The 13394-nt window shown below is 73.5% G+C and carries 11 protein-coding genes; 7 read left to right on the top strand and 4 right to left on the bottom strand.

Annotated features, from left to right (window positions below):
• Nucleotides 1-27 precede the first annotated feature (27 nt).
• The 6 genes from ligA to gatB all read left to right on the top strand — a co-directional run bounded on the left by ligA (nt 28) and on the right by gatB (nt 8560).
• Complete coding sequence (ligA, locus tag ACIQUT_RS29750) at nt 28-2229, top strand: NAD-dependent DNA ligase LigA (RefSeq protein ID WP_403567268.1); 2202 nt, start codon at nt 28-30, stop codon at nt 2227-2229.
• Nucleotides 2230-2616: 387 nt separating this feature from the next.
• Nucleotides 2617-4815, top strand: coding sequence for a putative bifunctional diguanylate cyclase/phosphodiesterase (locus tag ACIQUT_RS29755; protein ID WP_403567270.1), 2199 nt, complete (start codon nt 2617-2619; stop codon nt 4813-4815).
• 182 nt (nt 4816-4997) lie between these two features.
• Entirely contained in the window at nt 4998-5294 is a 297-nt protein-coding gene (gene gatC / locus ACIQUT_RS29760; RefSeq protein ID WP_403567271.1) for an Asp-tRNA(Asn)/Glu-tRNA(Gln) amidotransferase subunit GatC, read from the top strand.
• 5 nt (nt 5295-5299) lie between these two features.
• Nucleotides 5300-6799 (top strand): Asp-tRNA(Asn)/Glu-tRNA(Gln) amidotransferase subunit GatA, encoded by a 1500-nt coding sequence (gene gatA, locus ACIQUT_RS29765; protein WP_403567273.1) that lies wholly within the window; start codon nt 5300-5302, stop codon nt 6797-6799.
• Nucleotides 6796-7035 (top strand): hypothetical protein, encoded by a 240-nt coding sequence (locus ACIQUT_RS29770; protein WP_403567274.1) that lies wholly within the window; start codon nt 6796-6798, stop codon nt 7033-7035. Before gatA ends, ACIQUT_RS29770 begins: the two co-directional genes overlap by 4 nt.
• 73 nt (nt 7036-7108) lie before the next feature.
• Nucleotides 7109-8560, top strand: coding sequence for an Asp-tRNA(Asn)/Glu-tRNA(Gln) amidotransferase subunit GatB (gene gatB / locus ACIQUT_RS29775; RefSeq protein ID WP_403567375.1), 1452 nt, complete (start codon nt 7109-7111; stop codon nt 8558-8560).
• A 108-nt stretch (nt 8561-8668) separates the two neighbouring features.
• Here gatB and ACIQUT_RS29780 read toward each other — a convergent pair whose 3' ends face one another.
• The 4 genes from ACIQUT_RS29780 to ACIQUT_RS29795 form a co-directional block, all read right to left on the bottom strand.
• Nucleotides 8669-9280 carry a GNAT family N-acetyltransferase gene (locus ACIQUT_RS29780; RefSeq protein ID WP_403567276.1) on the bottom strand — a complete coding sequence of 204 codons (612 nt, stop codon included), beginning with the start codon at nt 9278-9280 and terminating at the stop codon, nt 8669-8671.
• Nucleotides 9277-11340 (bottom strand): penicillin acylase family protein, encoded by a 2064-nt coding sequence (locus tag ACIQUT_RS29785; RefSeq protein ID WP_403567278.1) that lies wholly within the window; start codon nt 11338-11340, stop codon nt 9277-9279. The genes ACIQUT_RS29780 and ACIQUT_RS29785 overlap by 4 nt, the downstream gene beginning before the upstream one ends.
• An 84-nt stretch (nt 11341-11424) precedes the next feature.
• A complete protein-coding gene (locus ACIQUT_RS29790; RefSeq protein ID WP_403567280.1) occupies nt 11425-11925 on the bottom strand; it encodes a DinB family protein in 501 nt (166 codons plus the stop codon).
• Between the two features lie 202 nt (nt 11926-12127).
• A complete protein-coding gene (locus ACIQUT_RS29795) occupies nt 12128-12937 on the bottom strand; it encodes a GNAT family N-acetyltransferase (protein ID WP_403567377.1) in 810 nt (269 codons plus the stop codon).
• A gap of 60 nt (nt 12938-12997) precedes the next feature.
• On the opposite strand from ACIQUT_RS29795, the gene ACIQUT_RS29800 reads away from it, so the two are divergent.
• Nucleotides 12998-13387 carry a signal peptidase I gene (locus tag ACIQUT_RS29800; protein ID WP_403567282.1) on the top strand — a complete coding sequence of 130 codons (390 nt, stop codon included), beginning with the start codon at nt 12998-13000 and terminating at the stop codon, nt 13385-13387.
• The last annotated feature ends 7 nt before the right edge of the window (nt 13388-13394 follow it).

A 13394-nucleotide genomic window follows, 5' to 3' on the forward strand; every position in this document is an offset into this window, starting at 1 on the left:
CCGAGACGGGGCACGGGAGGACACGGCATGGCAGCCGAACAGCAGGACACGGCGGTACCGGTGGAGGTGCGCGAGCAGCACCAGCTGCTGGCCGAGCAGGTCGAGGAGCACCGCTTCCGGTACTACGTGAAGGACCAGCCGGTCGTCAGCGACGCCGAGTTCGACCAGCTGCTGCGCTCCCTGGAGGCGCTGGAGGAGCAGTACCCGGAGCTGCGCACGCCCGACTCGCCCACCCAGAAGGTGGCCGGGTCGTACGAGACGGACTTCGCCTCCGTCGAGCACCGCCAGCGCATGATGTCCCTCGACAACGCCTTCGACGACGAGGAGCTCTCGGCCTGGGCCGACCGGGTCGCCCGGGACGTGGGCTCCTCGGCGTACCACTACCTGTGCGAGCTCAAGGTCGACGGCCTCGCCGTCAACCTCACGTACGAGAACGGGCGGCTCACCCGGGCCGCCACCCGCGGCGACGGCCGCACCGGCGAGGACATCACCCCGAACGTGCGCACCATCGCGGACATCCCGGACCGGCTGGCGGGCGACCGGATCCCGGCGCTGGTGGAGATCCGCGGCGAAGTCTTCTTCCCGATGGAGAAGTTCGAGGAGCTCAACGCCCGGCTGGTCGCGGCCGGGGACAAGCCCTTCGCCAACCCGCGCAACGCGGCCGCCGGTTCGCTGCGCCAGAAGGACCCGAAGGTCACCGCCACCCGCCCGCTGCACATGGTGGTGCACGGCCTCGGCGCCCGCGAGGGCTTCGAGATCGGCCGCCTGTCCGAGGCGTACGCGCTGCTGCACGCGTGGGGGCTGCCCACCGCCCGGCACAACGAGGTCGTGGGCAGCCTGGAGGAAGTCCGGGCGTTCATCGACCGGTTCGGCGAGAACCGGCACTCCGTGGAGCACGAGATCGACGGTGTCGTCGTCAAGCTCGACGAGATCCCGCTCCAGGGGCGGCTGGGCTCCACCGCGCGCGCCCCGCGCTGGGCCATCGCCTGGAAGTACGCGCCGGAAGAGGTCAACACCAAGCTGGTGGACATCAAGGTCGGCGTCGGCCGCACCGGGCGCGTGACCCCGTACGCGCAGGTGGAGCCGGTGACGGTGGCCGGGTCCGAGGTGGAGTTCGCCACCCTGCACAACCAGGAGGTCGTCAAGGCCAAGGGCGTCCTCATCGGCGACACGGTCGTGCTGCGCAAGGCGGGCGACGTCATCCCGGAGATCCTCGGCCCCGTCGTCGACCTGCGCGACGGCACCGAGCGGGAGTTCGTGATGCCGGCCGAGTGCCCCGAGTGCGGCACCCCGCTGCGCCCGATGAAGGAGGGCGACATCGACCTCCGCTGCCCGAACGGGCAGACCTGCCCGGCGCAGCTGCGCGAGCGGCTGTTCTACCTGGGCGGCCGGCAGTGCCTGGACATCGAGAACTTCGGCGCGGTGGCCGCGGCCGCGCTCACCGACCCGCTGGAGCCGGCCGAACCGCCGCTGCGCGACGAGGGCGACCTGTTCGACCTCACCATCGAGCAGCTGCTGCCCATCAAGGCGTACGTCCTCGACGCCGACAGCGGGCTGCCCAAGCGCGACCCGAAGACCGGCGAGGAGAAGATCGTCACGGTCTTCGCCAACCAGAAGGGCGAGCCGAAGAAGAACACCCTGGCGATGCTGGAGAACATCGCCGCGGCCAAGGAGCGGCCGCTCGCCCGCGTCATCAACGGCCTGTCGATCCGTCACGTGGGCCCGGTGGCCGCCGAGGCGCTGGCCCGCGAGTTCCGCTCCGTCGAGCGGATCGAGCAGGCCACCGAGGAGGAGCTCGCCGCGACCGAGGGGGTCGGCTCGATCATCGCCGCCTCCCTCAAGGAGTGGTTCGCCGTCGACTGGCACCGGGAGATCCTGCGCAAGTGGCGGGCCGCCGGCGTCCGGCTGGAGGAGGAGGGCTCCGGCGAGGAGGAGGGCCCGCGCCCCCTGGAAGGCCTCACCGTCGTCGTCACCGGCACCCTGCAGAACCACACCCGGGACGGTGCGAAGGACGCCCTGCAGAGCCGGGGCGCCAAGGTGACCGGATCGGTCTCCAAGAAGACCTCCTTCGTCGTGGTCGGCGACAACCCCGGCTCCAAGTACGACAAGGCGGTGCAGCTGAAGCTGGCCATTCTCGACGAGGCGGGTTTCGCCGTGCTGCTGGAGCAGGGCCCCGACGCGGCGCGCGAGGCGGCGCTCCCGCCGGACGGCGGCGCCGCGGCGGAATAGCACGGCCGGACAAGCCCGACCCGGGAACCGGAGAACGCGAACCGATGCGTGGCGTGCGGCCGTACGGGCGGGCGCACGCCCGGCGCGACAGGCGGTGGTAAACGGCCGGTACAAGGCTGTTCCCAGGACAGTCGGCTGTCGGATCATCGGATGGGTGGCCCGGGGGTCCTGGTCCCAACTCACCTGTTCGGCGGATACCGTACTGATGAGGATGGCTGGGTCGCATTCGGGCAACCGCCGCCGACCGGTGCCCCTGGGAGCCTCTCGCGTCCTACTGTTGAGGGGTGCGCCTGTCGCGCACGGCTGCGTGATGCGAATCCAGCCGTGATGGCATGTCATCGGGGCCATCGCGTGGCATCGGCAGTGCCGGCTGTGAGAGGGACGGGCATGAAACCCACCGAAAGCGCCGACCCGTCACCTGATTCCGGCGGGGAGATCCCGCCCATGCGGACGGGCCGGCCCGGGGTCCCGCGTGCCGGGACACGGGACCGGCACCCGCTCGACACCGGACCGGGTCCGGGCGGGGCGAAGCAGCGCACCGTGCTGCCCTTCACCGTCGTGGGCCTGGCCGCCGCGGTCCTCGTGGCGGGCATCGCCTCCACCCTGACCGGCCGTCACGCCCTGTTCCCCGGCGGCACGGTCGGCTGGGCGCTCGCCCTGCTGACCGGCATCATCGTCGGCCACCTGGTCGCCCTCGGCCGGGACCGCTGGTGGGGCGGCACCGGATCCGGCGCGGCCCTCACCCTCGGCGTGCTCCTCCTCTACGGCTGGGTGCCCGCCGGGCTCGTCTCCCTCGCCGTGGTCACCCTGGTCGGGGCCGCGCGCCGGCACCGCTGGCGACAGGGGCTGCTGCACGGCGCCGCCGACATCCTCGGCATCGGCGCGGGGGCCCTCGTCCTCGCCGCCTTCGGGGAGGCGCCCACCGTCGAATCGCCCTGGCGGCCCACCGGCTGGGGGCTGGAGGCCGCCCCCGAGGTCGCCCTGGTCGCCGTGTCCTACCTGCTGGCCAGCCGGCTGCTGCTGTGGCTCGCGCAGGCGCCGCGTGCCGGGGGCCTGCGCACCGCGGCCCGTGCGGCGCTGCTCCGGCAGGCCTTAGTCGCCGTCGCACTGCTCGGCATCGCCCCGCTGATCTGCGTGGTGGCCGTCGCACAGCCGGTGCTGCTGCCGCTGTTCGCCGTACCGCTGATCGCCTTGGACTCCACCCTGTGGATCGCCCGGGCCCGCGCCGAGGAGCAGCTGCGGGACCCGCTGACCGGGCTGCCGAACCGGCAGTGGCTGCTGGAGCGGGCCTGGTCCGCACTGGACGAGGCCGAACGCCTGGGCACGCGGTCGGCCCTCGTCCTGATCGACCTGGACCGGTTCCGGGCGGTCAACGACACCCTCGGCCACCTCGCGGGCGACCGGCTGCTGCTCCAGATCGCCGACCGGCTGCGGCAGGCCCTGCCCGAGGAGGCCGAGGCCGCGCGGCTCGGCGGCGACGAGTTCGCCGTCCTCCTGCCCGTCGCCGACTCCACCACCAGCGCCCAGCGGGTCGCCCGCCACCTGGTCGCCGAGCTCAGCTCCCCGCTCGACCTGGACGGCCTCACCCTCGTCCTGGAGGCCAGCGCCGGCCTCGCCGTCTTCCCCGACCACGCGCTGGACGCGGAGGGGCTGCTGCGCCGCGCCGACGTGGCCATGTACCAGGCGAAGCGGGACCGCACGGGCGTCGAGGTGTACGAGTCCAAGCGCGACAGCAACACCCCCGACCGGCTCGGCCTCCTCGGCGACCTGCGCCGCGCCCTCGACGCCGGCGAGGTGGAGCTCCACTACCAGCCCAAGGTCCGCTTCGACGGGCAGGTGGCCGGGCTGGAGGCGCTGGTCCGCTGGGTGCACCCGGAGCGCGGGCGGGTCTCCCCGGACGAGTTCATCGCGATCGCCGAGACCTCGGGGCTGATGCCCCACCTCACCGAGTACGTGCTGGAGACCGCCCTCGCCCAGGTGGCCCGGTGGCGGAAGCAGGGCCTGAAGGTCCCGGTGGCGGTCAACGTCTCGCCCCGCGACGTCCACACCCCCGGCTTCGCGGGCGCCGTCGCGGCCCGGCTCGCCCGGCACGGCGTGCCGGCGAGCGGCCTGCAGCTGGAGATAACGGAGCACGTGCTGCTGGAGGACCCGCAGCGGGCCGCGGACACCATGGCGGGCCTGACCGGCCACGGCGTGAAGATGTCCCTGGACGACTTCGGCACCGGCTACTCCTCCCTGGTCCACCTGCGCCGGCTCCCGGTCAGCGAGCTGAAGATCGACCGCTCCTTCGTGGCGCGGCTCGCGGTCGACGCCCAGGACGCGGAGATCGTGCGCTGCACCGTGGACCTCGCCCACTCCCTGGGCCTGCTCGTGGTCGCCGAGGGCGTCGAGGACGACGAGACCTGGGAGCGGCTGCGCGACCTGGGCTGCGACGCCGTCCAGGGCTGGCTGGTCGCGGCGGCCATGCCCCCGCAGGAGGCCACGGCCTGGCTGCTGGCCCGCGGCGAGCGCGGCTGGCGACGCCCCGCGGACATCACGCGGGAGCTCTCGTCGGCCCCGGCCAAGGCGGAGTCCCCGGCCCCGTAGCCCCGCAGCCCCGGCCCCGCAGGCCCGGCCGCGCGGCTCCGATCCCTTGGCCCCCGGTGGCGGAACCACGCCGCCGGGGGCTCGCGGCCGTCCCGGGCGGGAAAGGGTTTCGTGGCTCAGGGGCCCGGCCCCATAGGATTGGGCACGAAACCACTCACTCACCACCCCCAGAGGATCGCTGCATGCCTGGCATTTCGCGCGAGGAGGTCGCCCACCTCGCTCGGCTGGCACGTATGGAACTGTCCGACGAAGAGCTCGTTCACTTCGCCGGACAGCTCGACGACATCATCGGCGCGGTCGCCCGCGTGTCCGAGGTCGCCGACCAAGACGTCCCGCCGACCTCGCACCCGCTGCCGCTGACCAACGTCATGCGCGCGGACGAGGTCCGACCGTCGCTCACCCCCGCGCAGGCGCTCTCCGGCGCCCCCGCCCAGGAGCAGCAGCGTTTCAAGGTGCCGCAGATCCTGGGGGAGGACTAATCACCATGGCTGACACCAACATCATCAAGCTGACGGCCGCCGAGACCGCCGAGAAGATCGCCTCCGGCGAGCTCACGGCCGTCGAGGTCACCGAGGCCCACCTGGCCCGCATCGACGCGACCGACGAGAAGGTCCACGCCTTCCTGCACGTCGACCGCGAGGGCGCCCTGGCCCAGGCCCGTGCCGTCGACGCCAAGCGCGAGCGCGGCGAGAAGCTCGGCCCGCTGGCCGGCGTCCCGCTGGCCCTCAAGGACATCTTCACCACCGTCGGGGTCCCGACCACCGTCGGTTCGAAGATCCTCGAAGGCTGGATCCCGCCGTACGACGCCACCCTGACGCGCAAGCTGAAGGAAGCCGACGTCGTCATCCTCGGCAAGACCAACATGGACGAGTTCGCCATGGGCTCCTCCACCGAGAACAGCGCCTACGGCCCCACCTCCAACCCGTGGGACCTCACCCGCATCCCGGGCGGCTCCGGCGGCGGCTCCGCGGCCGCGCTGGCCGCCTTCCAGGCGCCGCTGGCGATCGGCACGGACACCGGCGGCTCCATCCGCCAGCCCGCCTCCGTCACCGGCACCGTCGGCGTGAAGCCCACGTACGGCGGCGTCTCCCGCTACGGCATGGTCGCCTTCTCCTCCTCCCTCGACCAGGGTGGCCCGTGCGCCCGTACGGTCCTGGACGCGGCCCTGCTGCACGAGGTCATCGCCGGCCACGACCCGCTGGACTCCACCTCCATCGACGCCCCGGTCCCGCCGGTCGTCGAGGCGGCCCGCAACGGCTCCGTCGCCGGCCTGCGCATCGGCGTTGTCAAGCAGTTCCGCGGCGAGGGCTACCAGGCCGGCGTCGTGCAGCGCTTCGACGAGTCCGTCGAGCTGCTCAAGGAGCTCGGTGCCGAGATCGTCGAGCTGGACTGCCCGTCCTTCGACCTCGCGATGGCCGCGTACTACCTGATCGCGCCGTCCGAGTGCTCCTCGAACCTGGCCCGCTTCGACGCCATGCGCTACGGCCTGCGCGTCGGCGACGACGGCACGAAGTCCGCCGAGGAGGTCACCGCGCTCACCCGCGACGCCGGCTTCGGCGACGAGGTCAAGCGCCGCGTCATCCTCGGCACGTACGCCCTCAGCTCCGGCTACTACGACGCCTACTACGGCTCGGCCCAGAAGGTCCGCACGCTGATCACCCGGGACTTCGAGAAGTCCTTCGAGCAGGTCGACGTGATCGTCTCCCCGACGACCCCGACCACCGCCTTCGCGATCGGCGAGCGCAGCGACGACCCGCTCGCGATGTACCTCGCGGACCTGTGCACCATCCCGACCAACCTGGCCGGCAACGCCGCCATGTCGCTCCCGTGCGGCCTGGCGCCGGAGGACGGCCTCCCGGTCGGACTGCAGATCATCGCCCCTGCGATGAAGGACGACCGCCTGTACAAGGTCGGTGCCGCCGTCGAGGCCGCCTTCGTCGAGCGCTGGGGCCACCCCCTGCTTGAGGAGGCTCCGTCCCTGTGAGCGCACTGTCCAAGGCCAAGGGCTTCAAGAAGTCGAAGTCCGGTACGTACCTGTCGATCGCGACCACCGCTTTCGGTGCCATCAGCGTGATCAAGCAGGCCAAGAGGGCCCGCACGGAGCAGGACACGCTCCAGCTGGTCGACGCCGTTGTGTCCGCCGCCGCCATCGTCACCGGTCTCGCGATCCTGTACCGCGAGCTGAAGCGCTTCGGCGACGACGACGTCCTGCTGGGCTGAGAGGGAAGTTTTCACTGTGACCGTCACCGAACTGCTGTCGTACGAGGACGCCCTCGCGTCGTACGACCCCGTCATGGGCCTGGAGGTCCATGTCGAGCTCGGCACCAGGACCAAGATGTTCTGCGGCTGCTCCACCGAGCTGGGCGCCGAGCCCAACTCGCAGACCTGCCCGACCTGTCTCGGCCTGCCCGGCTCGCTCCCGGTGGTCAACGCGACCGGCGTCGAGTCCGCGATCAAGATCGGCCTCGCGCTGAACTGCGAGATCGCCGAATGGTGCCGCTTCGCCCGGAAGAACTACTTCTATCCGGACATGCCGAAGAACTTCCAGACCTCTCAGTACGACGAGCCGATCGCCTTCAACGGCTACCTGGACGTCCAGCTGGAGGACGGCGAGGTCTTCCGCGTGGAGATCGAGCGCGCCCACATGGAGGAGGACACCGGCAAGTCGCTGCACGTCGGCGGTGCCACCGGCCGTATCCACGGCGCCTCCCACTCCCTGCTGGACTACAACCGCGCCGGCATCCCGCTCATCGAGATCGTCACCAAGCCGATCGAGGGCGCCGGCGCCCGGGCCCCCGAGGTCGCCAAGGCGTACGTGGCCGAGCTCCGCGAGGTCATCAAGGCCCTCGGCGTCTCCGAGGCCCGCATGGACAAGGGCCAGATGCGCTGCGACGTGAACCTGTCGCTGCGCCCGAACGGGACGAAGGAGTTCGGCACCCGCTCGGAGACGAAGAACGTCAACTCGCTGCGCTCCGTCGAGCGCGCGGCGCGCTTCGAGATCCAGCGGCACGCGGCCGTCCTGTCGTCCGGCGGCGCCATCGTGCAGGAGACCCGTCACTTCCACGAGGAGGACGGCTCCACCACCTCCGGCCGCATCAAGGACAACGCCGAGGACTACCGGTACTTCCCGGAGCCCGACCTCGTCCCCGTGGCCCCGGCCCGCGCATGGGTCGAGGAACTGCGCGCGACCCTGCCCGAGATGCCGCGCGTGCGCCGCAACCGCCTCCGCGAGGAGTGGGGCGTCAACGAGCACGACATGCAGTCCATCCTCAACGCGGGCGCGGTGGACTCCATCGTCGCCACCATCGAGGAGGGCGCCGACTCGGCCGCCGCCCGCAAGTGGTGGATGGGCGAGCTGGCCCGCAACGCCAACGAGCAGGGCATCTCCGTCGACGAGCTGCCGATCACCCCGGCCCAGGTGGCGCGGGTGGCCGCGCTCGTCGCGGACGGCTCGCTCAACGACAAGCTGGCCCGCCAGGTCATCGAGGGCGTCCTCGCCGGCGAGGGCACCCCGGACGAGGTCGTCGAGAAGCGCGGCCTGAAGGTCGTCTCCGACGAGGGCGCGCTCGGCACGGCCGTGGACGAGGCCATCGCCGGCAACGCGGCCATCGCCGACAAGATCCGCGGCGGCAAGGTCGCCGCCGTCGGCGCCCTGGTCGGCGCGGTCATGAAGGCCACCCGCGGCCAGGCCGACGCGGCCCGCGTCAAGGAGCTCATCCTGGAGAAGCTGGGCGTCTCCGAGTAGGCCCGGTCTCCGAGAGCCGGCCCGGCTGCCCGGCGCCGTACGGCTCCGCAGCACACGAACGGCCCGCACCCCGGAAGGGGAGCGGGCCGTTCGGTTCTTTCCTCCCGGTCACCGGCCTCCCGGTACGGGCCCGCCGCCGAGGAAGGCCAGCCGGGCGTGCTTCGCCGGGATGAAGACCTCGGGCAGGTCGATCTCCGGCAGCTCCACCTCCGGGCCGAGGACGAAGCCGCTGCGCTCCAGCCGGGCGATCGCCTTGGCGTTGCGGGCGTCCGGCTCGGCGACGATCCGGCGCGTGGTGCCGTCCGAGCGGAGGAAGTCCAGGAAGACGTCGATGAGCCGGGCGCTGAAGCCGCGCTCGGCCCCGGCCTGCGCCGGGGCCAGCAGCATGTGCACGCCGGTGTCGCCGGGCTGCACCTCGTAGCACTCGGAGACCCGGTCCGCCGCGCACGCGTACGACTGGAAGAGTGCGGCCGGCACCCCGTCGCGGCGCGCGATGAACGCGTGGTGCGTGGTGCGGCGGTCGACGTCCTCGTAGATCTCCCGGACGAGGTCCGGGCCCGCCTCGGTCATGCCCCAGAAGCGGGCCCGCTCCTGGCTCACCCAGCCGTGGATCAGCGCGGCGTCGGCGGCCGGGTCGACCGGCGTGAAGGTCACCGTGCCGAAGCCCTCGACGGCACGGGTGAACACGGGCTGCCGGGGGCCGGCGGCGGGGCCGGTCATACGGACTCCTTGGTGAGCCGGGCCCAGTCGGTGACGACGGGGACGAGTTCGCACCGCGCCCACAGCGCGAGCTGGTCGCGGTGGTGGGCGCTGCCGGCGACGCCGTCCGCGCCGAGCGGGACCGCCCAGAGGCTGTCCTCGCGGCGGCCGAGGTCCCACACGTAGCGTGCCGCGGACGCGCGGGCGGTCAGGTCGGTGAAGCCGGGGACGGAGGAGGTGGCGTTCACGCAGTCGTGGTCGCCGCCGAGGCCCGGCCACTCGGCGTCCGGGTCCGGCAGCGCCGACCAGGGCGCGAGGCGGTGCACCTGCGACCACGGGACGTCGGGGGCGCCGGCCGCGGCCGTCTCCTCCAGGGCGGCCCGTACGTGCGCCGCCCGGTCCAGGTCCGGCAGCAGCTCCGTGGCCAGCAGGCCTTCGAGGGCGTAGCCGACCCGGGGGACCAGGTACAGCCAGGGGTGGAACACCTCGGGGCCGGTCGGGGCGCCCGCCAGGGCGGTGAGGGCGGGGTCGGCGGCGAAGCGGCGCACGGTGGCCGTCCGCAGCGCGGAGAAGACGGTCGCGTCCGTGCTCTCCGCCTCCATATGCCGGTCCCAGGCCAGCAGCCGGGTACGCAGCGCCTCCGCGGCCGGGGACAGCCCCTCCAGGGCGGGCAGCAGGGCGAGCAGCGGCCCGGCCGAGCCCAGGTAGGTGTCGCGGTGCACGTCCGCCATCGCCTTCGGGGACCAGTCCGCCGAGCCGGACAGCAGCGCGCGGATCCGGTCGGCGCGGTGCGGGGGCGCGAACTCCACGCCGAGCGGCGAGGCGATGCCGCGGGCGTTCGCCATGACGGCGAAGCCCTCCACCGGCTCGGCCGGGGTCTCGGCCCAGCCCTGCCAGGCGTACCGGGCGTCCCAGGCGGGCACGGGGCGCAGCCGGTTGGCCGGGTCGCGCAGCGGGACCGCGCCGGCGACGCGGTGCAGCAGGCCGCCCCCGGTGTCGGCGGCGTGGACGACGTTCACGGGCTCGGCCCAGCCGTCGAGGGCCCGGTCGATGTCGGCGACGGTACGGGCGCGCAGCAGGGCCGGCAGGACGGCGAAGCCGAGGTCGCGGCGGACCCGCGGCGGGTAGCGCAGCGAGAGCGTCCGGTCCGCGGTCTCCTCGCGGGTGACGACCGGGCCGCGGGCGGTCTCCAGGACCTCCACCTCGACGGGATCGGCTCCGGCGACGGCGATGGTCTCGGTGTGCCGGTGGACGGGCTCCCAGGCGCCGTCGGGGCCCAGCGCCTCCACGGACACGCCGTCCGCGGCGGTGCGCAGCCGCTCGACGTACAGGTCCTGGTAGTCGGCCATGGCGTTGGTGATCGCCCAGGCGGCGCTTCCGGTGTGGCCGAAGTGGGCCAGGCCGGGGATGCCGGGGACCGCGAGGCCGAGGACGTCGTACTCGGGGCAGGACAGGCGGATCTGCTGGTAGACGCCCGGGTCCTCGATGAAGCGGTGCGGGTCGCCCGCGATGATCGCCGCGCCGGTGGCCGTGCGGTCGCCCGGGACGAGCCAGCCGTTGCTGCCGGCGGTGCCGGGGCCGTCGGTGGCGAAGAGGGTGGCCGCCTCCGGCCCCAGGGCGCTCGCCGCGCGCTCGCGCCACAGCTTGGTGGCGAAGCCGGCGAACAGGATGTGGGTGGCGATCCAGATGCCGAGCGGGACCCACGGCTCCCAGGGCGCGGGGGTGTGGCCGGTGCGGGCGAAGCGCTCGTCGCGGGCGGCCCCGGCGGCCAGGCCGTCGTTGACGCCGTCGACGTACGCCCCGACCCAGGCGGCGGTCTCCGGGTCGAGTGCCTCGTGGCAGCGGCGGGCCGTGTCGTCGAGGCGGCTCTGCCGGGCGAACCGGTCCCAGGCGACGGACTCCGGGCCGAGGAACGCGGCGCTGGAGCCCTGGGAGCGGTGGCGCTCGACCTCCAGCTGCCAGGCCCGGTCCAGGGCGGTGGCTCGGCCCTGGGCGTAGGCGAGGCGGAGGGCGTCGGGGGCGCGCAGGTGGGGGATGCCCCAGTCGTCCCGGTACAGCTCGAAGTCGTCCGCGTCGGTCACAGGCTCACACTCTTCCCCAAGGCGATTAGGTTAGGCTGCCCTAACTATAGGGGTTGGGGTGGGTGGACCGGGCCGGACGGGGCGTCAGGCGCCGGTCGCCCCGTCGACGGCCTCCCGCAGGAAGTCGGCGTGGCCGTTGTGCCGGGCGTACTCGTGGATCAGGTGCAGCATGACCAGGCGCAGCGAAGCCTCCTTCTGCCAGCTCTTCACGTACGCCGTCACATCGAGGGACTCCGCGGCGGCCTCGATGCGCCGGGCGTGCGCCACCTCCGCCTCCCAGGCGGCGAAGGCCTCCTCGCGGGTGGCGCCGGAGGCGTCGTAGGCGGCCTGGAAGTCGTGCCGGTCGGACCAGACGTGGGGGAGGTCCTCGCCGGCCAGGGTGCGCCGGAACCACTGCCGCTCGACCTCGGCCATGTGCCGGACCAGGCCCAGCAGGGACAGCGTGGACGGCGGCATCGAGGGGCGGCGCAGCTCCTCGTCCGTCAGCCCCTCGCACTTCCAGGCGAGGGTGGCGCGGTGGTAGTCGAGGTAGGCGCGCAGGGTCTCGCGCTCGCCGCCGGTCAGGGGTGGGGAGATCCGTTCCATGCCGTGATCCTTTCGCACCGCGGTGGCTGCGGGCAACGCCCCGCAGGGGCGCGGGGAACTGCGCGACCGGCCGCCACCGGTCCGCAGGCGATCGCCGGGCCCGGTCGCCGCACCTCCGCAGAGTGCTCGGCTGCGCGGGCAGGGAGCCGTGCCGGGCCGCGGGCTGTGCGGGCCCAGGGGGGCGTGCCCGGGGACTGCGGGATCAGGGCTGTGCGGGGGCGGCGCCGGGCTCCCACGTGTAGGGGACGGTCCGGCCCAGTACCTCGAAGCCCAGGCGCTGGAGGATCGGGCGGCTGTCCTCCGACGCGTCCACGTGGAGCCGGCGGATCCCGCGCTCCGCGGCGATCCGGGCCCGGTGGGCGACCAGCAGGCGGTAGAGGCCCCTGCCCCGCCACTCGGGGAGGGTGCCGCCGCCCCACAGGCCCGCGAACGAGCAGCCGGGGCGCATCTCCATCCGGGCCGCGCTCACCGGGGTGTCCCCGGCCATCGCCACGACCGCCGCCACCGTCTCTGGCTCGTCCCGCACCAGCGTGAGCAGCAGCTCCCGGATGCCGGGCCGGTGCGTTCCGAACGCCTTCGCGTGGACGTCCACCATCAGCTCCACGCCGGCCTCGTCCTCCACCGCGCGCAGGGTGATCCCCTCCGGCGGCTCGACCGGCAGCGCGGCCAGCTCGTCCACCCGGCCCACCAGCACGGTCTCGGCCGGCTCCGGCACGAAGCCCGCCGCCCGCAGCCGCGCCCCGAGGTCCGCCGGCCGGTCATGGCCGTACAGCTTCCACTCGAACCCGGACCCGCGACCCGCGAAGTACGCCACCTGCGCCGCGATCTCCGCGTCCGCGGTGTCCTCGTCGAGGTCCGACCAGAGCACGCCGTTCCATCCCCGCCCCGGCGCGGTCTGCCGCACGACGGCACCCGCCCGATCCACCCGGGCCCGCGCCGTGTCCGGGGCCGCGTCGCGCCGCAGCTCCCGGTCGTACTCCGCCCGCACCCGCACCAGTTCGCCATGATCCATCGTCACGGGTGCAGCCGACCACCGGGCCGGAGGCCCGCGCAACTGCATTAACCTCACCCCGTGACCGACGTCTACATCCACACCGGCAAGGCCACCCCCGACGCCGCCGCCGACCGAGGCTGGCTCCTCGGCCACTTCAAGGACCCCGCCGACCCCCGCCACAGCAAGGACGTGGAGATCAAGTGGGGCGTCCACCCCAAGGGCGACGAGCGGGCCCAATGGACGGCCGGGGAGCAGCGCACCGCCCTCCTGGTCCTCATCAGCGGGCGCTTCCGGATGGACTTCCCCGGCCGCAGCGTCGTCCTCGACGAGCAGGGGGACTACGTGGTCTGGGGCCGGGGCGTCGACCATTCCTGGTACGCGGAGGAGGAGTCGGTGGTCCTCACGGTCCGCTGGCCCTCCGTCCCCGGCTACCGCGTCGACGAACCGGGCGGCCCGCCCGCCGGCTGACCCGCAC

This window comes from Streptomyces sp. NPDC090445 (assembly GCF_044769385.1).
In the GTDB taxonomy this organism is placed as follows: domain Bacteria; phylum Actinomycetota; class Actinomycetes; order Streptomycetales; family Streptomycetaceae; genus Streptomyces.